General features: G+C 70.4%; 19 protein-coding genes and 3 pseudogenes. 7 read left to right on the plus strand and 15 right to left on the minus strand.

Annotation, left to right across the window (positions count from 1 at the left end):
- Positions 1 to 627: 627 nt before the first annotated feature.
- From ACWGKQ_RS33070 to ACWGKQ_RS33080, 3 genes and pseudogenes are all read right to left on the minus strand, one after another.
- A pseudogene (locus tag ACWGKQ_RS33070) lies at positions 628 to 1,254 on the minus strand (transposase); the annotation flags it as partial.
- A pseudogene (locus ACWGKQ_RS33075) lies at positions 1,140 to 1,379 on the minus strand (transposase family protein); the annotation flags it as partial. The pseudogenes ACWGKQ_RS33070 and ACWGKQ_RS33075, both read right to left, overlap by 115 nt.
- A gap of 243 nt (positions 1,380 to 1,622) precedes the next feature.
- Positions 1,623 to 2,141, minus strand: coding sequence for a winged helix-turn-helix transcriptional regulator (locus ACWGKQ_RS33080; RefSeq protein ID WP_453295695.1), 519 nt, complete (start codon positions 2,139 to 2,141; stop codon positions 1,623 to 1,625).
- A 99-nt stretch (positions 2,142 to 2,240) separates the two neighbouring features.
- Between ACWGKQ_RS33080 and ACWGKQ_RS33085 the strand changes: the two genes are divergently transcribed.
- Both ACWGKQ_RS33085 and ACWGKQ_RS33090 read left to right on the plus strand, forming a co-directional pair.
- Positions 2,241 to 3,026: an SDR family oxidoreductase gene (locus tag ACWGKQ_RS33085; protein WP_453295696.1), complete on the plus strand. Its 786-nt coding sequence runs from the start codon at positions 2,241 to 2,243 to the stop codon at positions 3,024 to 3,026.
- Between the two features lie 25 nt (positions 3,027 to 3,051).
- Complete coding sequence (locus ACWGKQ_RS33090) at positions 3,052 to 3,411, plus strand: nuclear transport factor 2 family protein (protein WP_453295697.1); 360 nt, start codon at positions 3,052 to 3,054, stop codon at positions 3,409 to 3,411.
- Here the strand turns inward: ACWGKQ_RS33090 and ACWGKQ_RS33095 are convergent.
- The 4 genes from ACWGKQ_RS33095 to ACWGKQ_RS33110 form a co-directional block, all read right to left on the minus strand.
- Complete coding sequence (locus tag ACWGKQ_RS33095) at positions 3,383 to 3,775, minus strand: hypothetical protein (RefSeq protein ID WP_453295698.1); 393 nt, start codon at positions 3,773 to 3,775, stop codon at positions 3,383 to 3,385. The two genes, ACWGKQ_RS33090 and ACWGKQ_RS33095, sit on opposite strands and share 29 nt — an antisense overlap.
- Before the next feature lie 176 nt (positions 3,776 to 3,951).
- Positions 3,952 to 4,203: a hypothetical protein gene (locus ACWGKQ_RS33100; RefSeq protein WP_453295699.1), complete on the minus strand. Its 252-nt coding sequence runs from the start codon at positions 4,201 to 4,203 to the stop codon at positions 3,952 to 3,954.
- Positions 4,204 to 4,966: 763 nt separating this feature from the next.
- Positions 4,967 to 9,538: a caspase, EACC1-associated type gene (locus ACWGKQ_RS33105; RefSeq protein WP_453295700.1), complete on the minus strand. Its 4,572-nt coding sequence runs from the start codon at positions 9,536 to 9,538 to the stop codon at positions 4,967 to 4,969.
- Positions 9,510 to 9,911 (minus strand): effector-associated constant component EACC1, encoded by a 402-nt coding sequence (locus tag ACWGKQ_RS33110; protein ID WP_453295701.1) that lies wholly within the window; start codon positions 9,909 to 9,911, stop codon positions 9,510 to 9,512. The genes ACWGKQ_RS33105 and ACWGKQ_RS33110 overlap by 29 nt, the downstream gene beginning before the upstream one ends.
- A gap of 453 nt (positions 9,912 to 10,364) precedes the next feature.
- Here ACWGKQ_RS33110 and ACWGKQ_RS33115 point away from each other — a divergent pair, with 453 nt between their 5' ends.
- A complete protein-coding gene (locus ACWGKQ_RS33115) occupies positions 10,365 to 10,925 on the plus strand; it encodes an ROK family protein (RefSeq protein ID WP_453295702.1) in 561 nt (186 codons plus the stop codon).
- A 373-nt stretch (positions 10,926 to 11,298) separates the two neighbouring features.
- Here ACWGKQ_RS33115 and ACWGKQ_RS33120 read toward each other — a convergent pair whose 3' ends face one another.
- Both ACWGKQ_RS33120 and ACWGKQ_RS33125 read right to left on the minus strand, forming a co-directional pair.
- Positions 11,299 to 12,030: an SDR family oxidoreductase gene (locus ACWGKQ_RS33120; protein WP_453295703.1), complete on the minus strand. Its 732-nt coding sequence runs from the start codon at positions 12,028 to 12,030 to the stop codon at positions 11,299 to 11,301.
- 152 nt (positions 12,031 to 12,182) lie between these two features.
- A pseudogene (locus ACWGKQ_RS33125) lies at positions 12,183 to 12,341 on the minus strand (FAD-binding protein); the annotation flags it as partial.
- 112 nt (positions 12,342 to 12,453) lie between these two features.
- Between ACWGKQ_RS33125 and ACWGKQ_RS33130 the strand changes: the two are divergent.
- A complete protein-coding gene (locus ACWGKQ_RS33130; protein ID WP_453295704.1) occupies positions 12,454 to 13,119 on the plus strand; it encodes a nitroreductase in 666 nt (221 codons plus the stop codon).
- Positions 13,120 to 13,287: 168 nt separating this feature from the next.
- A complete protein-coding gene (locus ACWGKQ_RS33135) occupies positions 13,288 to 14,061 on the plus strand; it encodes a sigma-70 family RNA polymerase sigma factor (RefSeq protein WP_453295705.1) in 774 nt (257 codons plus the stop codon).
- Positions 14,062 to 14,251: 190 nt separating this feature from the next.
- Here ACWGKQ_RS33135 and ACWGKQ_RS33140 read toward each other — a convergent pair whose 3' ends face one another.
- From ACWGKQ_RS33140 to ACWGKQ_RS33155, 4 genes are all read right to left on the minus strand, one after another.
- Positions 14,252 to 15,118: an ABC transporter substrate-binding protein gene (locus ACWGKQ_RS33140; RefSeq protein ID WP_453295706.1), complete on the minus strand. Its 867-nt coding sequence runs from the start codon at positions 15,116 to 15,118 to the stop codon at positions 14,252 to 14,254.
- 46 nt (positions 15,119 to 15,164) lie between these two features.
- A complete protein-coding gene (locus ACWGKQ_RS33145; RefSeq protein ID WP_453295707.1) occupies positions 15,165 to 15,920 on the minus strand; it encodes an SDR family NAD(P)-dependent oxidoreductase in 756 nt (251 codons plus the stop codon).
- A complete protein-coding gene (locus tag ACWGKQ_RS33150; protein ID WP_453295708.1) occupies positions 15,917 to 16,666 on the minus strand; it encodes a TetR/AcrR family transcriptional regulator in 750 nt (249 codons plus the stop codon). The genes ACWGKQ_RS33145 and ACWGKQ_RS33150 overlap by 4 nt, the downstream gene beginning before the upstream one ends.
- A gap of 91 nt (positions 16,667 to 16,757) precedes the next feature.
- Complete coding sequence (locus ACWGKQ_RS33155; RefSeq protein ID WP_453295709.1) at positions 16,758 to 18,965, minus strand: SpoIIE family protein phosphatase; 2,208 nt, start codon at positions 18,963 to 18,965, stop codon at positions 16,758 to 16,760.
- Positions 18,966 to 19,166: 201 nt separating this feature from the next.
- On the opposite strand from ACWGKQ_RS33155, the gene ACWGKQ_RS33160 reads away from it, so the two are divergent.
- A complete protein-coding gene (locus ACWGKQ_RS33160; RefSeq protein ID WP_453295710.1) occupies positions 19,167 to 21,677 on the plus strand; it encodes a SpoIIE family protein phosphatase in 2,511 nt (836 codons plus the stop codon).
- On the opposite strand, the gene ACWGKQ_RS33165 is transcribed toward ACWGKQ_RS33160, so the two are convergent.
- On the minus strand, positions 21,674 to 22,213 hold the full coding sequence (locus ACWGKQ_RS33165; RefSeq protein WP_453295711.1) for a 4-hydroxyphenylacetate 3-hydroxylase N-terminal domain-containing protein: 540 nt from the start codon (positions 22,211 to 22,213) through the stop codon (positions 21,674 to 21,676). The two genes, ACWGKQ_RS33160 and ACWGKQ_RS33165, sit on opposite strands and share 4 nt — an antisense overlap.
- Before the next feature lie 153 nt (positions 22,214 to 22,366).
- Between ACWGKQ_RS33165 and ACWGKQ_RS33170 the strand changes: the two genes are divergently transcribed.
- Positions 22,367 to 22,621, plus strand: a complete 255-nt coding sequence (locus ACWGKQ_RS33170) for a response regulator transcription factor (protein WP_453295712.1) — start codon at positions 22,367 to 22,369, stop codon at positions 22,619 to 22,621.
- Positions 22,622 to 22,637: 16 nt separating this feature from the next.
- Here ACWGKQ_RS33170 and ACWGKQ_RS33175 read toward each other — a convergent pair whose 3' ends face one another.
- Complete coding sequence (locus ACWGKQ_RS33175; RefSeq protein ID WP_453295713.1) at positions 22,638 to 24,494, minus strand: alpha-1,3-galactosidase-related protein; 1,857 nt, start codon at positions 24,492 to 24,494, stop codon at positions 22,638 to 22,640.
- Positions 24,495 to 24,580 lie beyond the last annotated feature (86 nt).

Here is a 24,580-nt window from a genome sequence, read left to right on the forward strand (position 1 = left end):
GGTCGAATCGCTTTCCATGCGCCCGGTAGGTGCGTTGTTGCAGGTCAATAGCATGATCAAACGTCATCACCCCGGGGTCGCGTGAGTGGCTGCAGAACCCGGGGGGCCTCTATGTCTTTCGTCAAGCGAGGCGTGGGGTTCGGAGTTCGTAGAAGGTGCCGTCGCGGAGCATCGCGAACAGCCCGTTGATCCGTTGCCGGGCGAGCCGGCGGAGCGGATGTAGAGGCGGACGGCCTGATGGTTGCCGCGGTAGCCGTGCTCGTGGATCTCTCGGTAGAGCTGGGCGGCGTTGCTGCAGCCGTCAGCGAATCGTTGTTGCAGGTAGGGCCGGTAGGAGTCGAGTTGGCGGGGGCGGCGGTCGCGGGCCGAGGCGATCAGCACCTCGAGATCAGTGGTCAGGTAGCGGCGGACGGTCTTGCGGTCCAGTCCGAACCGGCGGGCGATGGCGCTGATCGTCCACGCCGCCTCGCGTAATCGGTGGATCTCCGCATGCCGTTCGGTCACCCGCTGCATGAGCGGGGTGTTGGGGATGGTGTCGAGCGGCGGCCTCAGCGGCAGCAGTTCCCTGGGCGGTGCGGTCGGCGGCGCAGGTGCGTCCACATCGTCCAGAGCGTATTTGTGCAGGCAGGAGCGGTGCTGGTGGCATGTCTTCTCGACCGCGGCTGACAGGTTCTGAAGCATGTGCCAGCGGTCGGCCACCTCGGTGGCGTCCGGTGCTGCCTCCTTGATCGCGCGGCTGTAGCCGCTGTCGCGGTCCCGGCAGATGACCTCGGCGCGGGGATGTGCGGTGAGCCAGGCAGCGAGCGTCTCGCTGGTGCGGTCGGGCAACAGGTCGATGGGCGTGGACGTCTCGACGTCGAGCAGGATGGTTCCGTAGGTGCGCGAGCGGCGGAAGGCGAAGTCGTCGACGCCCAGCACTCGCGGGCTCCGGGTGGGGACGTCGGGCGCGTGCAGTTGGCCGAGCAGGCGGGCCGGCCGGTGGGAACGGCCAGCAAGCGCATCCCCGGCCGGCCGCCCGCTGTGAGCGCAACGGACCGCCACAGCGTCTTCACACCGGGGCTGGCTCGGGCATAGCGCGTGGTCAGACCCTGGACCTGCTCGACGAATGTGCGCCGCCCGCATCCGGCGGCATCGCAGAAGAACCGCCGGACCTCCAGCTTCACCACCACGCGCCGCCCGCCGACTGGATACTCGGCGAGCCGCCGCCTGTAGCGGCTGTGCACCCGACGCGAGGCAGTCGCGCAGTCTGGGCATGTCAACTCCGTTATGGCGCTGTGGGCTTCGGCCACAACGACCTCGCTGACCTCGGACAACCGTTCCAGCACCATCCCCACAGCATCCGGGAACAGCACGTCCTTTAACGCGAACAGATCCCCCATGACCTGGGCGTTCCCACTGCCAAACGCGCTGGCCAAGGACTACACGATCGTGACCGTCACGAAATTCCGCCCAGACCCTTGGAAACGACCGGTATTGCTCCCCGCCTCACTTGATCCAGTTCTCGACGACCGGGGAGGGTTGGCAGGTATCACGCCGGTGACAAGCCGGTGCCGCGAGGCTGGTCAGGTGCAGCCCGTGCTCGCGGCCCTGCTCAAGGCTGTACGAGGCTCTTCAGGGCGGACTTACGCCTCTTCCGCGGGAATGGTCGGCCGTGCCGCGTAGCGGCTGCGCATGGCGTCGCTGGCTGCGGGGCCCGCGGTGAAGACGTAGGCGGCGCTGTCGTCGAGTCGGCGGCCGGTTTTGGCGTCGACGACGACGGGCTCGACTTCCTCGCCGCTGTGCGCGTCGACGAGGATCATGCTGCGCTCCGTCGGCGTGAGGCGGGCATTGCCCCACGCGGCCAGGGTGACGATCACCGGGCGCAGCGAGCGCCCGAGTTCGGTGAGTACGTACTCGTGCCGGACGGGGCTGATCTGGTAGGGCCGGCGCTCCAGCAGTCCGTCCGCGACCAGGGTCTTCAGCCGGGTGGTGAGCATGCTGGAGGAGATGCCCAGGCTCTCCTGGAACTGGTCGAAGCGGGTGTAGCCGTCGAAGGCGTCGTGGAGGATCAGCAGGGTCCACCACTCGCCGACGTGTTCCACCGTCGTGGACAGCGGGCACTCCCGGTCCTCCAGCCTGATCCGGCTTGCCACGGCGACCATCCCCTCAGTTACTGCTAAAGTCGAAGTTAGTAGCTTCTATTTTAGCAGTCAGGACGGGAGCGGCGCATCCTATACCCGCGCCCGGGAACGGAGCACACCGTGACCACATCCATCAGCGAATCCCTCGAAGGCCGACGCGCTCTGGTCACCGGCGGCACCAAGGGCACCGGAGCCGCGATCGCCCGACGGCTCGCCGAGGCCGGCGCGACCGTGCTGGTCACCGCCCGCAGCCGCCCCGACGACGTCGAGGAGAAGACGTTCATCGCCGCCGACCTGTCCACCGCCCAGGGCGCCGCCCACGTCGCCTCCGAGGTGGACGCCCGCGTGGGAGGCGTCGACATCCTGGTCAACACCCTCGGCGGCTCCGAGGCACCGGCAGGAGGATTCGCCGCGCTCGGCGAGGACGACTGGGCCAGGGAGCTGAACACGAACCTGCTGGCCGCCGTCCGCCTGGACCGCGCACTCCTCCCGCACATGATCGCCACGGGCAGGGGCTCGGTCGTGCACGTCACCTCGATCCAGCGCCGCATGCCGCTGTGGAACGGCACCCTGGCCTACGCCGCCGCCAAGGCTGCCCTGACCACGTACAGCAAGGGCCTGGCCAACGAGGTCGCCCCGCACGGCGTCCGCGTCAACACCGTCTCGCCCGGCTTCGTCCAGACCTCGGCTGCCGACAACCTCGTCGCCCGGATCGCCCACGACGCCGGCATCAGCCAGGAAGCGGCGCTGGGCCGGCTCATGGACTCGCTGGGAGGCATCCCGCTCGGCCGCCCCAACCGTCCCGAGGAGGTCGCCGAACTCGTCGCCTTCCTCGTTTCCGACCGTGCCTCGGCCATCGTCGGCGCCGAACACGTCATCGACGGCGGCACCACCCCCACCGTCTGAACCCGCCACCATCATCAGGAGCGTCATGCACGACAGCCAGCCCCGGACCATCACCCCGGACGACCTGCCCGCGGTGATCACCCGCTACCTCACAGCGCACCGCACCCACGACACCGCCATCGCGGTCACGACGTTCACCGACGACGCCACAGTGATCGACGACGGCAACACCTACCAGGGCAGCACCGCGATCGAGCGGTGGCTGGACCGATCCGCCACCGAATTCACCTACACCATCCACCTCACGAACGCCCAGCAGACCGACACCGCCCACTACATCGCCACACACCACCTCGAAGGCAACTTCCCCGGCGGCACCATCGATCTCCACTATCGGTTCACGCTCCGCGACGACCTCATCGAACACCTCGCCATCGAACCCTGAGCCCGCTCCCGCACCACCTGTTCCCGCCCGCAAGAGAGACCTCACCCACCCCAGACCACCCCGTCCCAGCCCCGGCCCTCAGCAGCAGCTCAGGGTTGGAAGTTCCCTCCACGCGGACAGAAACCTCATCGCCACCCACGGCCTTGGCAAGGCGCACTTCAAGGTGATGGTCCGATCCGACGAGTGGATAGCTGTACCAGCACTCCAGGTGCTCATCATCAGTGGCCTCAAGGCCGAGTTCGACTGCCTGCCAGTCGGTTCCATCGAAGTCATAGCCGGCGTAACGCGCCAGGAGAGCCAAGAAGAGCTGGACGTTCTCGTTCCAGATCCAGCCCTCCGCGCGTTCCCGGTCGCTCTCTGCCATCCGGCCAGAGTGCCACATGCGTCACGTGCGCTCCCTGCCATATGTCCGTTCACGGAACTGCGGACAGAGCCGCTTTCAAGGATGTGGCCGCGATTGCGCGAATGATCTTGATTGGGTGCGCAGTGCTCAGTTCTCCTGCACTCGCCGACAAGCGGTTGTAGGAGGTGGGGAACAGTTCAACAGCCGGTGACCGGGTGGGTGGCCGGGGGAGTGGTGGCCTGGAGGTCCCAGTCGGAGGGGTTGAAGGCCGAACCGCCCAGCAGTTGCACGGTGCCCTGGACGTGCCTGGCCACGGTCTTGTGCCAGTACCACGGCCCGGTAGGCGCGGAGTTCGCGGTGTCGAAGATCCAGCCCGACTTTCGCAGGGCTGACTTCAGATGCGCGACGACCTGCGCGTCCGTGCCCCCGCCCGTGAACTCCAGGTCCACCGTTGGCTCGTCCCAGCCGTAAGCGGACTCAATCCCATCACAAGAGTCCCACCTCGGCTTGGTCGCGTACCTCGAAGAGATATGAGCCCCCGCCGGAGCGACGGCAAGCACCGGCTTGATCGCCGCAAGCAACCGTCCGCCCGGATCAGGATCCCCGACCGGTTGTGGCGTGCTGCTCCCGCACCCGGCCAGAACCACGACTACTGAGGCCGCCACCCCGCGTCTCCACCCGTGTGCCGCCATCCTCGGACCGTTGATCACGGGCTTGAGGACGCCCACCCACCTTATTCGGTTCCCCACAGGCCCCCCTCGCACAGGGGGTGGCGGGTCCTGCTGTGCGGGGCACGGCGGCTTGGGCGCCGTAGGAGTATCCGGCCCAGCTTCAAGGCCGTCACGAAACTGCGGCCAGAGCCAGATTCAAAGATCCCCATCACTGCCATATGCACCGCGTGCCGCAGGCGCTCTCGGAGGTGATGGATGGCACCGAATTCGGCGTCCTGAGCACCGCCGAGCGCCCGTTCTGAAGCCTCGCTCGCACGCCGGGGGGCGTCTTCTCGCGCTTGACCGACTCACACAGCTCCGGCTCCCTCTGGTCAGTGACCTGTGCGAGGGGCTGGACGCGAATTCGAGACAGGATGCACGGGTGCAGAACAGGGTCGCGGAGGGCCGCTGCTTGGTAGTCCTCATAAGTTCAGTGCGGTCAGGCTCGTCCGTACCCGAGTCAGGGTGGAGGGTCAGTCCTGGATGGTGGGCCGGGCGCAGATCACGCGGGGCATGTCTGCTGGTAAGGCAGGCCGGCGGTGGCTTTTTGCCACTCGGCGGGGTTGAGGCCGCGGTGGACGAGAGCGCAGGCGCGGGTGGTGGGGGCCGTGAGGGACTGGGTGATGGGGGTGACGTCCCAGAGGAAGCCCGTTCGAGGTTCGTCGTAGTCGGTTTCGATGTTGACGAGGGTGCGGGTGTCGGGGGAGAAGGCCAGGTGCCCGAAAGAGCTGGTCGTCGGCCCTGTGACGGTGGTGAGTTGCCGTGGGGTGGAGGGAACTGTGACGTCCCAGAGGATCATGGTTCCGTCGTTCGCCGAGGTAGCGATCAGGTGGCCGTGGGCGCCGAAGGCCAAGGACTGGGGGGTGTCGGCGTGGCCGACGAGGCTCGCCAGTTCCTTGGGCTGGTTCGGCTCGGTAATGTCGTAGAGCACGGCGGCCTGGCGGTCGTCACGGGCGAGGGCGAGGATCTTTCCATCCGGGGTGAAGGCCGCGGCGGGATCGCCCTCGAAGGCGTTCCCGGTTGTACCGACGCTACCCAGACGCCGGGGCTTTGCCAGGATGCGCACGTCCCACAGGACGACCGCTTCGCCGTCAGCGACCGAGAGCAGGGTGCGTCGGTCCGGACTGAAGACGACGTACCCGTTCAGTCCGGCGGGGATGTCGGCGACGTGCTCTGGGCGGGTGGGGCGGGTGATGTCCCAGAGGATGGTGACGGATTTACCGGCGTCGATGACAGGTGTGCCAAAGGTGGGGTCATCTACGAGGAGGCCCTGGGTCACGGTCGCCAGGGTACGGCCGTCGGGTCCGTAGACCGCCGAAGCTACCCACCCGTGGTCGTTGGTGAGGGTCGACGCGTGCTGCGGTTTGGTCGGATCGGTGAGGTCGTAGAGCGCCACCTTCGTGGATTCGTCGTCCACGACGGCCATCCGTTTACCGTCTGGGCTGAAGGCGACCGAGAGGGGCTGGGCGGCCGGAACGGAGGCGAGGCGCCGACGTCGGTCGGGCTCGGTGACCTCCCACAGAACGACGTGCTGTCCGGCGCCGTCCAGCGTGGCAGCCAGGGCGGGTGCGCCGGGCGGGAGGACGGCGCCGAGCACACGACCGTCGGGGGCGCTGAGGGCGGCAGTGGGGTGGGGGAGTACCTCTTCGGTGGCGTCCCAGAGGGCGGCCGTACCGTCGTCGCTGCCGGTTACCACGGTGCGGCCGTCAGGAGTGAAGGTGACCGAGTTGACCGGGCCGGTGTGACCGGCGAGGACGGCCAACCGGCGGGGGTGGGCCTGGTCGGTGACATTCCAGAGCAGAGCGGTGTGGTCGGCGGAGGCGGTCGCGAGGGTACGGGCGTCCGGGCTGAAGGCAAGCCCGTGCACAGGACGGGTGTGGGCGCGAATGACCGACAGCTGGCGCTGGTTGTCGGTTGTTGTGAGCTGCCGGATGTCCCACAGGACGACCTCGTTGTCGCTGTACGCGACGGCGAGGGTGTGTCCGTCCGGCGCGATGGCGACCGCGTAGACCTCTTCGGCGCCCCGTCCGGGAGCGAAGCCGATTCTGCGCGGGCGCTTCGGGTCGCTGATCTTCCAGATGTACGGGCTCTCTCCGGCGCCGTCGACCACGGCGGTGCGACCATCGGGGGTCAAGGCCACGCCGTGGACCTGACGGTATGTGCCGCCCTCCAGCGTCGCGGTTCTTCGGGGGTGGCCGAGGTCGGTGATGTCCCACAGGATGCCGAAGCGGCCGGCTCCGCCGCTCAGCAGAGTGTGCCGGTCGCGGCTGACGGCGATCGCCTCGATGGTGCTGGTCGCGCCAGTGATGCTGCTCAGGCGCCGCGGCTCGGAGGGATCTGACACATCCCAGAGGATGATCGTGCGGTCCTCGCCGCCGGTCGCGAGCAATGCGCCGCCCGGTGCGAAGGCGAGGGCCCGCACCGGTGCGTGATGGCCTGTCAGACGGGCTACGCGGCGTGGGCGGGCACGGTCGGAGGTGTCCCAGAGCAGGACTGCGTGGTCGGTGCCTGCGGTCGCTGTGGTGTGGCCGTCGTCGCTGCATGCGACGGCCTTGACGGGACCGGTGTGGGCGGTGAGGAGATCGGGCTGGTGACGGGTCAGGAGGGTCGTCATGAGGCTCGCCCGGGCGTCGTCACCGGGTCCGAGCCGCTGGGCGGCGATGCCCAGGCGTACGGCGGTGTCCGGGGCGGTGGCGCGCAGGGACTCGGCCTGGAACACCAGTCCGCGGGCAGTGGCCGTGCGGTGCTGGGACTGGGCCTCGCGGCGCTGTGCGTCGGCGCTTCGGAAGAGCACGCCCAACGATGTGGCGACGGCCACCAGAACGCACAGCACCACCGCCACGGCGGTCCGGCGCTGTCGGGCGGATCTGCGCCGCCGACGACCGCCGGCCCGGACGAATTCCAAGGCCAGCGGGTTGCCGCTGTCCATCGGCTCTTCGGCGGCCCAGGCTTCGGCGCGGGCGAGGCGGCTTCCGGTCTGTAGCAGGGACGGGTCGCGGCCCGCCCTCTCCCAGGTGTGGGCTGCCTCCGTCAGTTGCTGTTCGGTGCGAAGTCTCGTCGTGTTCTCCGCGATCCAGGTGCGCAGTTGGGGCCATGCGTGCAGCAGCGTCTCGTGGATGATCTCCACGCTGTCGCGCTCCATGGTGATGAGCCGGGTGTCCTCCGTCGTGAACGCGGCGAGGACGGCGGCGGCCCGCTCCGGGTCGGGGACTTCCGCGAGCAGTTCGGAGCGGGCGGCCCGACGTTTGGTCGCCTCGGTGCCCTCGCCGATGCGCACCAGGCGCAGCAGAAGACCCCGGGCGGCGTCGCGGCCCCCCTCGTCCAGGCGGGACATCGCGAGCTCGGCGGTAGCGGCCAGTGCCCCGTGGATACGTCCTGTCTCCTTGTACCCGGCGACCGTGAGTATGGGGCCGGTGCGCTGCTGCCAGGCGGTCTTCAGCGCGTGCGAAAGCAGCGGCAACCGGCCTGCGTCGTAGGACCCTTGGTGCTGGCTCTTGGTGAGGGGTGATGCCCCCAGATCGCCGAGAAGTACGTCGACCAGGCCAGGTTCGAGCGCGAATCCGGCCCGTGCCGCCGGCTTTTCCACAGTGTCGCGGAGTTCGGCGGTGGACATCGGCCCCACGACGACGGGCTGTTCACGCAATGAGGGTACGAGTTCGGGAACGGCCATGCACTCCGCGTAGAAGTCGGCGCGGACACCGAGGACGACGAGTGCGGCCGGTCCGTGCTCGTCCCCGTGGGCTGCGGCGTGCAATGCGCGGACGAAGGCTTCCCGGGGACCGGCGCTCTCAGCGAGGGTGAACACCTCCTCGAACTGGTCGACGACGATCACGACCGGCGTACGACCACCCCCCGCGCGCAGCGCGGCGAGCAGCCGGAGCGGATCCTCGGCCAGGATCTCCGCCAGACGTCGGGCGGGGATTCCCGTGGGCCCGGACAGCGCCTCGGCCAGCGCGGCCGGCAGGTCGGCGGTCGGGGTGAGCAACACCCGCGGCCAGGTGGCCGAACCGGCGATCCCCAGTTCGCCCCGGCTCAGCGCAGGCAGCAGCCCAGCACGCAGCAGCGAGGACTTCCCCGAACCGGAGGCTCCCAGTACGGCGAGCACCCGGCCGTCGTCGTGGCTGCGAGCGAGGGCATCGGTGAGGGTGCGGGTGAGTGACTCTCGGCCGAAGAACCATGGCGAGTCCGCCGTTTCGAAGGCGGCCAGCCCCTTGTAGGGGCAGACGCTCGTCTCCACGGCGCCGTTGTGGTCGCCGCCCTCCGTGGAGGGTGGTGCTGACGGGGCGGCCCGGTAGCTGGGGTTGGCAGCGACGATGAGTTCGCCGGTGCGGCCCTCGGTGAGACGCCGGGGGCGCGGGAAGCCTGCGGCGGGCAGCTCGCGCTGAAGGTGGCGGAAGGTGTGGTCGAGAGTGAAGTCGGCGGGGCCGCCCGGGTCGCCGCTGGTGAGCAGCCGCAGGAGAGCGCCGCTGAAAGCGGTGTGCCTCGAGCCTTCGGGGGCGAGGGCGTGTTCGTCGCGCCCGGCCGAGGCGATGACATAAGCACCGGAGATGTCTGCCAGTGGCATCACCTCGTCCATGCCGTCCAGGCCCTCCGTTGCCCGGCCCGAGTAACAGCAGTCGAGGACGACCACCAGGCGCCGGTGAGGACCACCGTCGAGATACTGCCGAAGGTAGCTCCGCATGGTCGAGTACGGCAGCGAGGTGTGCGGCAGGCGGGTGGGTCGGGGATCGGTCGAGCAGGTCGCCAGATGCAGGACGCCCTGATCGCTCAACAGCCCGTGGCCGACGTAGTGGACGACGAGCAGACCGCTGGCGCGTTCGGCGGCGGCCGCGATGGCGTCGCCCAACTCCATCGGGGTCGCTGGGTCCAGCGCGGTGTGGACTGCGCTGCGGGGGATGCCGCAGCGTTCCACGTACGCCTGGGCCAGATCGGCAACGGTGTTAGCGACGGCTGGCACATCGGGCAAGGAAGAGCCCGGGGCATGCCGTCCTGTGCCCATCAGCAGCACCCGGGAGCCGGGGATGCTGCTCCAGCGGGGTATGCCGTCAGTCACTGCCGGGTGCTTGCCCACCATCTGGTTGCCTCCCCAGTTCCTCGGCGAGGTTGGAAAGTTCGGCGACGATGGTGCGCACGGCGGCCGAGTCAAGCCTCCGCACCCGCTCGGCGGTCACCTCGACCTCGATACCATCTGGCCGGCGCAGTTTGATGACTGTGTTGGTTGTTCTGTGCCGGATCCAGGACACCACCACCCCCGCGATCGCAGTGATGGCGCTGGCGCGGACTGCGTCGACAGCCAGGGCTTCCAGGAACGTACCCAGCGAGCCGGGTCCCGCTTCAGCGTCCACGCTGCGGATCCGGCCTCGTAGTTCCTCTACGTCGGTCAGTCTGCGGCGCAGCTCTCGCAGGTCGTCGCTCGCCGCCCCATGCCCGCTGACGCGGATCTCCATTCCGCCCCGAAGTGCGGCGTGTAATCAGCCGTGTGCGCAGTGTAGTAGGGGCGGGGGTGTCATCGGTACGGTTTCGTAGAGGTGCCCCTGCAGGTCTCCTGGACGATCATCGTGTACTCAGCCCGGCTGGGCCCCAGGACGCGACAAGGGCTGAGAAGGGGCACCAGATGACTGCCCCCAGCGGGGTGCGCCGCCACTCGGCAGGCCCCTGCGGATCGACCAGAACAGCAGCACGTTCGTCCCGTACCCGGTGACCGAGCGCACGGTCTGACCGTCCGACGAGCCGGCCGCCGCCGCGGCAGCGAAGGAGGCATCCGGCGGCCGAAGTCGGCTTCGGCAAAGTGCGCCGCTATGTGCGCCCCTGCTGTATTTGGCCTTTTCGTGCACGAGCAGCCTCGAAGCAATGCGCGGGCTGTTTCCGCTGCTGAGGCAGCCTTTGACAGACACCGGCCCGTGCACAACATCCGAGCTCCCGCCTCGGCCAACCGGGCCGAGATCGCCCGGCGCAGCGGTCTGGCCCGGTCGACCGTGGGACAGCAGGTGGATCATCTGGTCGGCACCGGGATCCTGGAGGAGGTCGAGTCCAGACGGTCCGTGCGCGGCCGGCCCCCTCGCGTACTGGAGATCAGTTCACAGGCCGGAACCGTCGCCGTCGTGGACGTCGACACCGCGGAGTCGCAGGTCGCGATCGCGCTGCACGCCGTGCGTCAGGCCGCCACCGAGATCGGCGAGGTGGTGGCGATGCTCGTCCACATGTTCAACCCGCGCACCCTGGTCCTGTCCGGCCCGCTCAGCGAACTCCGCGACGACCTGGTCTCCGCCGTACGGGCCGCGGTGTACCAGCGCGCCCTGCCCCTGGCCACGCGCAAACTGACCATCACCGCGACCCAGCTCAAGGGAGCCTCCGGCCTCCACGGCGGCATCGCCCTCGCCACCCAGGACATATTCAGCCCCGCGGGAATCGCCGGACTCCTGGCCGACGAGCCGCGACTCGAAGGTCCGGCGGGTCGATGATGGCTTCTTGCTCCCCTGGCCGCGATCCGGCTGCCCGGAACGCTCGGGCATCCGCGCGGCCTTGGCAACAGCCCAGGACTCCCTCAGCAGTCACGACGTCGTTCGCTCGGCCGTCGCAGCTCGACCGAGGTGCCAACTCAAGCCGCTCAGGGGCCAGTTGCAGAGGGCGCTGCCTCTGGGTGCTCCGGGGTCGAATCAGAGTGCTTCCCTCTGACGGCCTCCGCTCGCCTCTGCAACCCGTCCTGGCAGGTCACGGCCTCGTCGCCCCCGCACAAGCGCAGGTCAGAAATCGTCGAGGCGCCCGTCGCGGCGCCGCAATGCCCCTTCCGCCGCACGGAAGACCCTGCGTGAAGTGCCTGGTCGGAGCGGAGGTTCAGGAGAGCCAGTCGGTGTAGTGGGTGGCGGCGATCCGGGCACCCTTCGGGGCGGTGAGGACGTCGCCGGGGGCGGCGGCGAACAGGCCGGCGGTTTCGTCGGTGACGACGGAACGGCTGTCGCCCTTGGCCGACAGGGTGATGCGGCCGAGTTCGTCGAGCGGGTAGACGTCGGGGCCCGCGACGTTGAGGACGCCGTTCAGGGGCGTGCCCGCGGCGACATCGGCGACGGCGGCGGCGACATCCGCGGCGGCGATCGGCTGGATCGGCGTGGGCGGCAGGCGGACGGTGCCGCCGTCGGTGGTCATGTCCAGGGTCGCGTCCATGAACTCCATGAACTGTGTGGCACGGACGATGGAGTAGGGGATCGGTCCGGCCTTGAGAAGGTCCTCCTGAAGCACTTTCGCCCGGTAGTAGTCCAGATCGGGAACGCGGTCCGCGCCGACGATCGAAAGAATGACGAAGTGCCCGACCCCGGCCTTCTCGCTCATGGAGAGAAGGTTGTCCATGGAGGTCTGGAAGAAGGCGAGCGAAGCGTTGTCAAAGGTCGGCGAATTCGTCAGGTTGATGACGACGTCGGCGCCCCCGACGGCCTCCTCCAGCCCCTGACCGGTGAGGATGTCCACGCCGGTGGACAGGGAGTACGGCACGGCTTCGTGCCCGGCCGCGTCGAGGTCCGCCACGACTTGTGACCCGATGAGTCCGGTTCCGCCGATGACTGCGAACTTCATGGCATGTACCTTCCCTCGGTGATTTATCTCTGATATCTACCTTATGTCGATCCGGGATGCGGGGGCGGTTGCACGCCGCCGCGGGGCGTGACGGTCTCGGAGGCGTACGACTCGACCCTGCGCATGTCCCTCGACGTCCGGGGCGGCCTGACGAGGGTGCCGACCGCGTGCTGCCGCGCGTCGATGCCGTCGGCGGCAAGTGCCGTATGGGCGTCGTCCTTTGGGTGCTTGCCTGCCGCGAGGACATCGATACCGGCCTCGGCCGGTTCGATCGCCGCGCGCGGCCCGGCACCTCCGGTTCCGATCACCAGATCATGCGATGCGCCCGGGTGCCGCCCGTGACATCTTGGGCTCGCTGTCACAATTTCCGGCCTCCTCCGGTCAATGGGTCGACACGACAAGCGGGCGAGGAGGCGGACGGTCTTGGACGTCTACGACGCGGTCACGAGTCGGCGAGCGGTGCGCGGATTCACCGACCGGCAGGTCCCGAAGGAGGCGCTGGAGCGGGTGCTGTCCGCGGCGGCCTGGGCGCCGTCCGGTTCGAACCTCCAGCCGTGGCACGTCTACGCGGTGACCGGCCGGCCGCTCGCCGAGATCAAGAAGCGCGCCGGCGAGCGCCTGGCCGCGGGCGATCCCTGGGACGAACCGGAGTACGAGCAGTACCCCACGGCACTGAAGTCCCCGTACCGCGAGCGGCGGTCCGCCTTCGGTGAGCAGCGCTACGGCTCGCTCGGCATTCCGCGCGAGGACATCGAGGCGCGCCAGCGGGCCGCGGCCGCGAACTGGGACTGCTTCGGTGCCCCCGCCGCGCTGTTCTGCTACATCGACCGGGACCTGGGCCGGCCCCAGTGGTCCGACCTCGGCATGTACCTGCAGACCGTGATGCTGCTGCTCCGCGCCGAGGGTCTGCACAGCTGCCCCCAGATGGCCTGGGCGAAGTTCCACAGGACCGTCGCGGAGGTCCTGTCGCCCCCGGAGGAGCTCCTGCTCTTCTGCGGCATGTCGATGGGGTTCGAGGACGTCACGGTGAGCCACCCCCGTACCGGCCGGGCGCCGCTCGACGTGACGGTCACCTTCCTTGGCGGCTAGCCCGCGGCCCCCGACCCCCTGAGGGCCTGTCGCTCGGCCGGTCCGGTCGGGTCGGGTCGAATCACCAGATCATGCGATGCATCTCGGTATCACCCTGATTCAGGCTGGCCCGGTTGGCGAAGAACGCAACGCGACAGCCGAATCCGGAAGAACGAGGACCGCAGGATCATGTATGCCGAGTCGTCCCCCATGACCGGGACGAGCGACCTTGACGAGGCTGTCTCCGCCTTCGTGCGGCACCGGGCGCGTCTCTTCGGGATCGCCTACCGGATCCTCGGCAGCGTGGTCGAGGCGGAGGACGTGGTCCAGGAGGTGTGGCTGCGCTGGCAGCGGACCGACCGCTGCGCGGTGGTGAGCCCGGTGGCGTTCCTCTCGACCACCACGGCCCGTCTGGCCATCAACGTGGCGCAGTCGGCGCGGGTGCGCCGGGAGGCCTACGTCGGACCGTGGCTGCCCGAGCCCGTCGACACCGGTTCGGACCCGGAGGCGTTCGCGCAGCAGGCGGAGTCGCTGGAGCTGGCCCTGTTGCTGGTGCTGGAGAGGCTGAGCTCCACCGAGCGTGCCGCGTACGTGCTCCGAGAGGCGTTCGACTACTCCTATCCCGAGATCGCCGAGATCCTTCAGCTCAGCCTCGTCAACGTGCGGAAGATCGTGAGCCGTTCCCGCAGGCGCCTGTCGGACGGGGAGCGGGTGAGCGTCGACGAGGTGGAGCACCGGCGCCTGCTGGACGCCTTCGTCTCGGCGGCCCGGACCGGGGACGTCGCCTCGCTGGAAGCCGTCCTCAGCCCCGATGCCGTCGGCCTGTGCAACGGCAACGGCAACGGTCTTCGGGGCGTCGCCCGTGTCCCCGTACCGGGCCGTGCGCGGGCGGCCGACCCGGCGACGGTGAGCCCACCACTATCCTGGCGGTCGCGGCCTCGAAGGAGGGCATCCACCAGGTGATGCGGGTGTACGCCCCGCGCAAGATCGCGGCTCTTCTTTCCTCCCGCTGCCGCTGCGGTGTCACACTTCGCCGGGCCGCCCGGTCAGTAGTGTGCGACCGCGACTCGACTGGGAGATCCCATGGATTCTCGTCTCGACTACTACGGCGGCCGACAGGTGAGGCGGCAGGCGCCGCCGGGGTCCGCGGATCCTAGGAGGTGCGGTAGATCTCGGCCGCGGTGAGACCGGCGGGGACGCCGAGTTCCGCGGCGACCGCCGTGATCGCGCTCTCGCCGACCTTGGGGTCGACCTGGCCGTCGGTGGTGAAGTACGGCGCGATGAACGTCTCGTAGTGGGCCCGGGCCTCCGCCTCGGTCTGTCCGCCCAGGAACGTCCGGATGTGCCGCACCGTGGTGTCGGGGTCGTTGTGGATCACCTGCAGGGCGCGCCGGTGAGCCCGTACGACGGCCTGGACCGCGGGGTCGTCGGGCCGGATGTGGGTGGGGTCCACGGCCACGCCCACGGTGGGGATCCGGAAGTGGTCGCCGACCCAGGCCAGGAGCTGCCAGCCGTGCTCGGCGGCCACCGCCTCAGGCGCCATGGTGCTGCCGACGTACGCGGCGTCGATGCTGCCGTCGCGCAGCCCGCGCAGGTCCAGGCCGTAGTCGCCGGGCGCGCGGACGACGCAGTGCAGGTCCCGGTCGGGATCGAGACCGGCCCGGCGCAGCACGATCCGGGCGAAGCAGCCGGGTGCGGTGTGCGGGGCGTGCACGGCCAGCCGCTTGCCGGCCAGGTCGGCCAGGGAGGTCAGGCCGGGGCGCGCGAGGAACCAGAACAGCGGACGGTGCGTGTTGACGGTGAGGGCGACCCAGGGGGTGCCGTCGGTCAGCCGGGACAGCAGGGCCCGGCCGAGCCCGATGGTGGCGCAGCGGCGGAGCCGCTCGTCACCCCAGGCGCAGCCGTCGCGCAGCGCGACGTGGACGCCCTCGTCGGCGTAGTAGTCCTGCTGGTCGGCGATGTAGGCGGCCAGCTCTTCGTGCAGGCCACGCCCGACGTAGGCGAGATCGATGGTGTGCATGAACGTCTTTCTTGGTCGGAACTGCGGGCGTCAGGGCGTCAGAGGGTCAGTACATGGCCATTCCGCCGTTGACCGCGGCGGTGGTGCCGGTCATGAACACGTTGTCCTCGTCGGCGAAGAAGGCGATCGCCCGGGCGACGTCGGCCGGGTGCGCCAGGCGGCCCAGCGGGGTGGCGGCCACCTGCCGTTGCCTGGCCGCGTCGTCGATCACGCCGGCCATGCGGGTGTCCTCCACCGGACCGGGTGAGACCACGTTGACCGTGATGCCGCGCGGGCCCAGTTCCTGGGCGAGATACCGGGCCAGCCCTTCCAGCGCGGCCTTGGCCGTCCCCAGTGCGACCATGCCCGCCCGGGGGCGGCGGCTGAGGCCGGTACCGAGGTAGATGATCCGGCCCGCGCCCTGTTCGGTCATGTGGGGCAGTACGGCCTTGGTGACCGCGTACGCCGCGTGCATCTCGGCGTCGAGCTTGCCGCCCAGCTCCTCCCAGGTCATGTCCTGGAACGACTTCACCGCATACGGGATGAGGGCGTTGTGCACGAGCACGTCGACGCCGCCCCACGCGGCCCGGACCTGCTCGACCATGCCGTCGACCGCCGCCGCCTCGCGCACGTCGGCCTGTACGGCCATGGCCCGGCCGCCCGCGGCCTCGATGTCGGCCACGACCTCCTCGGCCGCCTTGGCGCTGCGGAGGTAGTTGACCACCACGCGCATGCCCCGTGCGGCCAGGAGCCGCGCGGTGGTCGCACCGATACCGCTGCTGGCGCCTGTCACCAGCGCCACCCTGCCGGTCGTCCCGGTCATGGGCCCACCTCCTTCTCGTCCTCGCGGGCCGTGGGAATGACCGCGCGGGGTTGCTCGTGGCCGGTGTCGGGGTGTGCCGGACGGACCGCTCCGTAGAGCACGGTGTCGACGGTCGCCCGGAGCAGATCGGCCGCGGTGCGGTCCAGTTCGTGCGGCAACCGCGAGGTGAGCAGCCGCTCCAGCGCGCCGCGGGTGATCTCGCCCAGCAACTCGGGCGGCGCCGGCAGCAGCCCCTGCCGGTGCCCGTCGCGGAACAGCTCGTCGAGGCGCCGGTAGACCACCGCGTCCACCCGCTGTGCCACGTGGCGGCGCAGCAGGGGATCGCCCCGGCCCGTCGCGAGCTGCGCCGCGCCGATCCGGTCGAGCTCCGTGCCCGCCGCCATCAGGAAGCGGTGTATCCGGACGTCGAAGGGCCCGCCCTGCGCGTCCTCCGCGGCCGCCGTCAGCGTGCGCTCCACCGCCGCGAACCGCCGGTCCAGCACCGCGGTCAGCAGGCTGCGCTTGTCCGGGAAGTGGCGGTAGATCGTCTTCTTGCTCATCCCGAGCTCGCGAGCGAGGTCGTCCATGCTCACCCGGTCGAAGCCCGGCGCGAGGAACAGCCGGCCGGCCGCCTCCACGATCAGGTCGGCGCGCTGCGCGTCCCCTGGTCCGGCGCCCGCTCTGTCACCTGGTGTGTCACTCGGTGTCTCGCTCGGCGTGTCACCTGCGGAAACGCAAGAAACTGAATCAGTTTCCATGGTTTTCATGCTGGCTCTCCGTCCCAGCGCTGTCAATGCGTGCCCCGTGGCCGTGATGCTGCACCGGGGCGGGGTGACCGGCAGGGGGCGGTGCGGCGGATCACCCGGGTGATCCGCCCGAGGCGGCCGCGGGGTGCCCGGCCGCGGTGATCCCGATGAGCAGCAGGGCGATGTCGTCCGTCCGGGGAGCGGACCGCCGGGCATGGTCGATCAGGGTCGCGGCGAGCCCGTCCATGGACTGGGACCGGGCCCGGGCGAGTGGGACGGTGAGCGCCGACATGGCGTCGTCCAGGTCGACTCCGGGGGTCTCGACGAGTCCGTCGGTGTAGAGGGCGAGGACGGCGCCGGGGGCCAGTGGGATCTCGGTGGAGGGGTAGTCCGCGTCGGGATCGATGCCGAGCAGCAGTCCGGGCGGCAGGGCGAGAACCTCGGCGTGCCCGTCCGGGTGACGCAGGACGGGCGGGGGATGCCCCGCCGTGGCCAGGACGGCCCGGTGGCGTGCCAGGTCGAGGCGGACGTACAGGCAGCTGACGAAGCGGCCCGGGTCGAGGGCGACCAGCTGGCGGTTCGCCTGCGCGAGCGCCTGCGCCGGCATGGTCCCGGAGACCGCGTAGAAGCGGAGTGCGGGACGGACCCGGCCCATCAGCGCGGCGGCGGTGACGTTGTGGCCCTGGACGTCGCCGATGAACCCGGCCGCGGTGGTGTCGTCGACGCGGACCAGGTCGTAGAAGTCGCCGCCGATGTCCATGCCGCGGGCGGCGGGCAGGTAGCGGGCCGCCGCGTCCAGTCCGGGAAGGTCGGGCAGCGAGTCGGGGAGCAGCGCGGCCTGCAGGGTCTGCGCCAGTTCCTTGCTGGCGTCGTACAGGCGGGCCCGTTCGAGCGCCTGCGCGACGAGTCCCGCGAGTGCGGTGAAGACGACCCGCTCCTGTTCGGGGAAGGGGTGGGGACGGTCGAAGGCGAACACGCACGTGCCGACCGGGCGCCCGGAGGCGATCAGCGGCAGGAAGGCCCAGGCGTGCTGGCTCTCCTGGCGGGGCGCGGGCGGGTAGGCGCGGGACAGTTCCTCGAAGGTGGCGAAGAAACTGGGCCGGCCGGTGGCGAGGACCCGGACCGCGGGCGCCGGGCAGGTCAGCGGCACTCCGTCGAAGTGCTCCAGGAACGAGGGGTGGTATCCGTGGCAGCCGATGACCCGCATTCTGCCGTCCTCGGCCGCGAGCAGGGCGACGGTCCGGGCCCCGAAGGCCGGCAGGATCTCCTCGGTGATCAGATCGACCACGTCACGCACGCCCACGGCTTCGGAGAGGGCGGCGGCCAGGTGCAGCACCTGGTAGACCTCGCCCAGGGGGATCGGTTCGCCCGGGAACATCTCCGTCCTGGCGGGCCCGGCCTGCGCGGCCCGGCCGGGGCGGGTCGGCGCGACGCGGACGCTCACCCCGGATCCGTCGGGGTAGAGCTCGAACGCGAGCCACCGGTCCGGCGGGCGCATGGCGGTGAAGTAGGCGGGCCTGCGGCTGACCACGGCGCCGCGGTAGCAGTCCTCGAAGGCGGAGCCGGTGCACCAGGGCAGGGACTGCCAGGGGCGGGTGCCGGTCAGTTCGGGGACGGCGCGGCCGAGCAGGCCGGCGGCGGTGGTGCTGACGTAGGTGAACCTGCCCTCCAGGTCGAGCGAGCAGGTGCCCTCCGGCAGCCGTTCGACGAGGTCCGTCGCGGCCAGTGCCTCGGCAGGGTCCCGGCTCCGGGCCGGAGGCTGTGCCAGGGTGCGGGGTGCCGGGCCCGGCAGGACGGCGTGGCCGGTGTCGGCGGCGGCGTGCAGGAACCGGCCCAGGCGCCGGCAGACGGCGGCGACCTGGTCGGGCCTCGGGCCGGCGGCCCCTGCGGTGTTGTTGCCGGGCCAGAAGAGCAGCAGCGAGCCCCAGGCGCTGGTGCCGGTGACGATCGGCGCGGCGGCCGCCGCGTAGTGGTACGGCTGGGCGATCGCCGTGCGCGGATAGCGCCGGGCGAACTCCTGGGGGTCGCTCAGCCAGACCAGCCGCCGTTCGCGCAGCGCCTCGGCCACCGGGACGGGACTGGGCAGCGCCACCCGGAACCAGGGCGTCAGATACTCCGCCGGCAGCCCTGAGGTCACCTCCAGCCGCAGCGACTGCGCGTCGGCCGCCAGCAGGAAGAGCGCACCCGCGAGCACCCCCGTGTCACGCACGGCGAGCCCCAGCAGCCGGTCCAGCTCCGCCCGGTGGACCGACCCGGTGGCGGGTGCGGACGGGCGAGGCCCGAAGAGCTGTGCCCCGCCGTCTTCCCGCGTGGCGCACATACCAGCACCGTACGTCCGCACCCGCCGGCCCCGCGCGCGCGGACCCGCTGCGCCGGTCCGCGCGGCACGCCCCTCTGTCGCGTTTGTCACGGATCCGAGCGGCATTCGGTCAATGGGGTGAAAAGGGGCAAATGGCGATGGAATTCGCTCTCGCCATCGGTGCCCAGCCCCGCCGCAATCTATTCCGAGGACAACGGTTCGATGATCAGAATTGACGAAGTGCTCCCCGGTGAACAGCCGAACATTCGCGAGCCGTCGGAGTCGGCGATCGCGATGCTCGACGAGCAGGGGACCGTGGTCGGATGGACGCAGGCCGCCGAGCGACTGTTCGGGTACTCCGCCGTGGACGTCGTGGGCCGGCCGGCCTCACTGGTACTGCCGTCCTCAGAACAGGCGCTGACGATATCGGAGTTCGTGGAGCGGTGCCGGGCCGAGAACGGCTGGTCGGGCACGACGACGGTGCGGCACCGGGATGGTCACGGGCTCCATGTGAGCCTGCGGGTCTCGATGCTGTGGGGACGGGGCGACACGGTCCGCTGGCTCGTGTCCGTGACCGACATCGACAAGGTCTCCGGGGTGGCGACGAACGGACTGGTGCGGGAGTCGCTGCTCGCCCGCGTCCCGATGGGCATCGTCGTGCGGGATCCGCAACTGCGGTGCACCTGGGTGAACGACACGATGGAGAGCCACGACGGCATTTCCCGCGACCGACGGCTCGGACGCCGGTTCACCGAGGTGCTGCCGGGGCGCGATGCCGAAGCACTCGAATCAGCGATGCGACAGGTTCTCCGCGGCGGGCCCGGCCAGGTCCACGACCACCGGACGTGGCTGCCGTCGAGCCCGCCCCGGGAGCACACGTTGGCAGCCTCGATCTTCCGCCTCCAGGACGCCGACGGCAGGGCGCTGGGGGTGTGCGTCATCAGCGTGGACCTCACCGAGAGCCGGCGGGCACGCGACCGACTGGCCATTCTCAGCGAGGGCAGTACCCGCCTCGGCAGCAGCCTGGACGTGATGCGGACCAGCCAGGAACTGGCCGACCTGGCCGTGCCGCTGCTCGCCGACTACGTCGCCGTCGACCTGGAACAGTCCGTCCCGTGCGGGGAGGGGCCCCCGGTCCAGGCCGGCCCCACGGGCGAGCGCCTTCCCGTGTTCCGGCGTGCAGGTCTGGCCTCGGTCCGGCACGGGATCCCGGAGTCCCCCTGGACGCGAGGCGAGACGGTCCCCTGGCCGCCCGCCTCGCCGTTCACCGATGTCCTGCGTACCGGGAGGCCCCATCTGGAGCCGGTGCTGGACACCGCTCCGGGCACCTGGATCGACGACGACCCGGCACGGGCACGGACGATCCGCGAGAACGGCATGCACTCCCTGATGGTCATACCCATCCGGGCGCGGCGTGCCCTGCTGGGCATGGTGCTGTTCATTCGCACCACGGACCCGGGGCCGTTCCAGGACGTCGACGTGCTCCTCGCCGAAGAACTCGTCAGCCGCGCCGCGCTGGCGTTGGACAACGCCCGCCAGTACGCCCGCCAGCACACCACGGCCCTCGCCCTCCAACGCAACCTGCTCCCGCACCGCCTGAAAGGGGGCACGGCGGTCGAGACGGCCTCCCGCTATCTCCCGGCCGACATGGACCACGGCGTCGGGGGCGACTGGTTCGACGTGATCCCGCTGTCCGGCGCACGGGTGGCACTCGTGGTCGGCGACGTCGTCGGACACGGCATCAACGCCGCCGCGACCATGGGCCGGCTGCGCACCGCCGTACGCACCCTCGCCGACATGGAACTGCCCCCCGACGAGCTGCTGACCCGCCTCGACGACACGGTCCAGCGGCTGGCCGAGGCGGACGACGACGACACCCCGGACCGGTGCCCCGCGCCCGTGGGCGCCACCTGTCTGTACGCGGTCTACGACCCGGTGACCCGCAGGTGCGCCATGGCGCGGGCCGGACACCCCCCGCCCGCGGTCGTCGACCCGCAGGGCCGGGTCGCCTTCGCCGACGTGCCCACCGGAACCCCGCTGGGCGTCGGGCTGGGCGTGCCCTTCGAGGCCGTGGAGCTGGAACTGCCCGAGGGAAGCCTCCTCGCCCTGTACTCGGACGGCCTGGTCGAGAGCCGCGACCACGACATCGAGGACGGCATGCACCGCCTGGGCACCGCCCTGGCACGGCCGGGCCGCTCCCTGGAAGACCTCTGCGACCGCGCGATGGCGACCTTCCAGGGGCAGGCACCCCCCGACGACGCCACGCTGCTCCTGGTCCGGACCCGCACGCTCAGCCCCACCCGGGCGGTCTGCTGGACGCTGCCCGGCGACCAGACCGCTGCCCGCCGCGCCCGGCACCTGGCGGCCCGTCAGCTGGCCGAATGGGGCCTGGAGGATCTCGCGGACCCCACCAGACTGATCGTCAGCGAACTGGTCACCAACGCCGTCCGGCACGGCAGCGGCCCGATCGGCCTGCGCCTGATCCGGCACCAGGTCCTGACCTGCGAGGTGTTCGACACCAGCACCTGCTTCCCGCGCCTGCGCAGCGCACGCACCAGCGACGAGAACGGCCGCGGCCTCTTCCTGATCGCCCAGCTGTCCCGCAGATGGGGCTGCCGCTCCGTACCGAGCGGCAAGGTGGTCTGGGCCGAAGAGGACCTGCCCCCCGCCCCGGCCCCGGCACGGACCCCCGCGGCAACGCCCGCGCTCCGGGAGCGACCGGTCCTCGCCTAGGCCGCGCCCGTTCGTGGCGGCCGTCGAAGGGAGGCAGGTGGTCCTGGGGCGCTGCGCGGGAGACGGCGGGCACACGGCCTGCAACAGCTGCGGGCCGTGTCCGGTGGGAGCCGGAGGGCGAACCGGAGCGTGTCATCGAGGCCGGCGAGAGGTGAAAGGAACGGGCCCACCTGCGCGCCCCGCGGCCCGCCGCCCGACCGGACGGGGCATGAACGCCGCCGATGCCGTGCACCGCATGCCGACCGCGCTGTGCACGGCCGCGGCCGCCCGCGGTCAGCGCTCGGCGGCCGCCCGCGTTCGGCGTTCGCCTCGTCCACGAACGTCATGACGTCCTGGAGGTCCGGGCGGTGGTGCAGGTCGTAGAAGTCCGCGATGCTCCGGGCGTACGCCCTGGTCCTCGGGTGCGTGGCCACGTTGTCCACCAGTTCGTCACCCACCCACACCGTGCGGCCGTCGTTCAGCGCCGCCAGGTATTCCTTGCCTGTACGCACGTCGTGCTCCTCTCCGGGGCAAGAGATCTGGACGGCTCGCAGCATGCGTCGCGGTGGGGTGAGCGGACGGCCCGCGGCCGCCGGTCACCCGGGTGAAAGCGCCGGTCACGGAGGTACCGGCGTTGAGGCGACAGGGGGCCTGCGACATGCTTGCCCCATGCGCGACGCGGTCCCCCGCGGCGGCTGCGGCGACTGGGCGTGCGCACCGGCGCCGTACGGCACGACCCGGCAGGCCCCCCGGGGTGGGGGAGCCTGACCGAGTCCGAGCGGAAACTGATCCCGCTCGTGGTGGACGGCCTGACCAACCGGGCCATCGCCGACCGGCTCTTCATCTCGGTGCACACCGTCAACACCCACATGAAGCACATCTTCGCCAAGCTGGGCATCAACACCCGGGTCGAACTGACCCGGCTGGCCGTCGAACGGGGCGACGGCACCGACGGGACCGGGTGAGCGGGGGCCGCCCGGTTCAGTCCGCCACCACGGACGTGTTCAGCCCCTTGGCGTAGTGGTTGTGGGCGATGCGGATGCCCGTACTGCCGTGGAAGACGAACAGCGGCGAGGTGTACGGCGGTGCGTCGGCCTTGTCCAGCCGGCGCACGGTGTTGCCGGTGAAGGCGAACCCGCCGACGCTCTTGGCGTTGACGACCGTGACGTCACCGACGTCGAACCTGTTGTCCTCGACCTTGATGTCGTGGTGCACCGGGTGCGCCGGGTCGACCACCTGGTTGGTCGGCTCCACGAAGATGACCGGGCCGCTGGGCCGGGTGAAGGTGTTCCCCCGGATCGTGAGGTCGGAGACCGGACCGGACTCGTACCACTGGTAGGCGTCGGCGGAGACGTAGATGCTGGCCATCGACATCGCGTCGAACCGGTTGTCGGCGATGAGGACCGGCTTGCGGGTGGTGACCAGGATTCCGCGGGTCGGGACGTTGCGGAACACGTTGTGCGAGATGACGACCGACGGGGTGGCCGTGATGTTCTCGACGACCGTGCCGTTGATCTCGGTCCCGTCCGGGATCGGCCGGTCGAAGGTGACGGTCATCTCGGTCAGCGACTTGTCGTGGTCCATGCCGCTCGGCCCGTCGACCGCGGTGACCACCGCGTGCGCGTCCGTCAGCGGGGTCATCGTGCGCTTGTCCGTGAACTCGACCTCGTCACCCGGGGCGAACTGCGGGAATCCCGCGGTCTGCGGATGCTCGTAGGCGAGGGTGACGGTGGACGGACCGGGTTTCCCGACGACCTCCAGATAGGTGCCGTGGATGTTGATCGGGTCGTCCTGCGGGCCGTCGAAGACGCTCCTGGTGATGGAGACCTTGCCCTTGACGCCGGACATCTGCACGAAGTCCGCGAAGGAGGCCGTGGAGCGGCCGGAGGCCGGGTCGGGGGCGAAGTTCACCTTGTCGATCGTGATGTTCTCGCTGAACTGCCCCACCACACCGAAGGACTGGAGGTAGTACGCGTTCATCGAGCGCAGGGTGACGTTCTTGGACTGCCAGATGAACGCGCCCGGTTCCGTCCGCTCGATGTTGCGCATCTGGTAGACGAGCCCGGCGTCCGCCGGCCGGCCCGCCGTGGTGTAGTCGATCCGGATCCGGCGGTGGCCGAGGTCGGTGACCGAGGCGACGTCGTTGAACAGCGGGTTGTCCCCGCGCCAGGTCCGCTGCGCCTTCGGGTCGTGGATCTGGGTGTACTGGAGTCCGTCGACACCGGACCAGTACGGCTGCCCGGTGGCCGGGCTGGTCTCGCCGAGCCAGCTGATGTGCGTGCCGTTCACCTGGTAGGGGCTGCCGGCGGGGATCGACAGCACGCGGTAGGCGTGTCCGTCGGCGACCCCGGTGTCGGCCACGGTCGCGTCGATGACCTCGGGGGCCGCGTAGTCGAAGGAGAAGTTCGTGAAGGTCACGTTCGTGGAGCGGATCGACGCGAACGCCGTCTGCAGGCCGTGGTACACGAGCTCGGCACCGCCGCCGTCGACGGTGACGTCGTGCATGTCCTCGATGAGCAGCCCGATCTTCTTGTCCCGGTAACGCTGGTCGGCGCCCACGGTGTTGGACACGTAGAGCTCACGTGTCTCGGCCCGCTCCGGATAGAGCTGGTAGGTGCCCTTCGAGAACACGATCCTGGTCGGCCGGTGCAGGCTCCTGGCGTGCCGCAGCGCCGCGGTGACCGCCGGCGCCGAGTCCGTCCGGCCGGTGGGATCCGCCCCGTAGGCGTCCACGTCGACCACGACCGGCGCCGTGGGTCTGGGCGCCGCGGCGACGGGGCCCGCGGCACCACCTCCCAGCAACGCCAGTGCCACTCCTAGAAACACGAACCGTGACATAGCCCCTCCGGAGCATCCGTGAGTGACGAAACATCCGATGACTGTGCGAGTTGCTGGCAAGACTGCAGCGAGCTGGCGGTCTTTTC

It is taken from the genome of Streptomyces sp. NPDC054770 (assembly GCF_053611985.1).

Excerpts from the sequence above, each read along its gene's own strand:
- ACWGKQ_RS33080 (WP_453295695.1), bottom strand. The coding sequence starts at position 2,141 with ATGGTCGCCGTGGCAAGCCGGATCAGGCTGGAGGACCGGGAGTGCCCG.
- ACWGKQ_RS33090 (WP_453295697.1), top strand. The coding sequence starts at position 3,052 with ATGCACGACAGCCAGCCCCGGACCATCACCCCGGACGACCTGCCCGCG.
- ACWGKQ_RS33095 (WP_453295698.1), bottom strand. The coding sequence starts at position 3,775 with ATGGCAGAGAGCGACCGGGAACGCGCGGAGGGCTGGATCTGGAACGAG.
- ACWGKQ_RS33105 (WP_453295700.1), bottom strand. The coding sequence starts at position 9,538 with ATGGTGGGCAAGCACCCGGCAGTGACTGACGGCATACCCCGCTGGAGC.
- ACWGKQ_RS33110 (WP_453295701.1), bottom strand. The coding sequence starts at position 9,911 with ATGGAGATCCGCGTCAGCGGGCATGGGGCGGCGAGCGACGACCTGCGA.
- ACWGKQ_RS33120 (WP_453295703.1), bottom strand. The coding sequence starts at position 12,030 with ATGAAGTTCGCAGTCATCGGCGGAACCGGACTCATCGGGTCACAAGTC.
- ACWGKQ_RS33135 (WP_453295705.1), top strand. The coding sequence starts at position 13,288 with ATGTATGCCGAGTCGTCCCCCATGACCGGGACGAGCGACCTTGACGAG.
- ACWGKQ_RS33140 (WP_453295706.1), bottom strand. The coding sequence starts at position 15,118 with ATGCACACCATCGATCTCGCCTACGTCGGGCGTGGCCTGCACGAAGAG.
- ACWGKQ_RS33145 (WP_453295707.1), bottom strand. The coding sequence starts at position 15,920 with ATGACCGGGACGACCGGCAGGGTGGCGCTGGTGACAGGCGCCAGCAGC.
- ACWGKQ_RS33150 (WP_453295708.1), bottom strand. The coding sequence starts at position 16,666 with ATGAAAACCATGGAAACTGATTCAGTTTCTTGCGTTTCCGCAGGTGAC.
- ACWGKQ_RS33155 (WP_453295709.1), bottom strand. The coding sequence starts at position 18,965 with ATGTGCGCCACGCGGGAAGACGGCGGGGCACAGCTCTTCGGGCCTCGC.
- ACWGKQ_RS33160 (WP_453295710.1), top strand. The coding sequence starts at position 19,167 with ATGATCAGAATTGACGAAGTGCTCCCCGGTGAACAGCCGAACATTCGC.
- ACWGKQ_RS33165 (WP_453295711.1), bottom strand. The coding sequence starts at position 22,213 with ATGCTGCGAGCCGTCCAGATCTCTTGCCCCGGAGAGGAGCACGACGTG.
- ACWGKQ_RS33175 (WP_453295713.1), bottom strand. The coding sequence starts at position 24,494 with ATGTCACGGTTCGTGTTTCTAGGAGTGGCACTGGCGTTGCTGGGAGGT.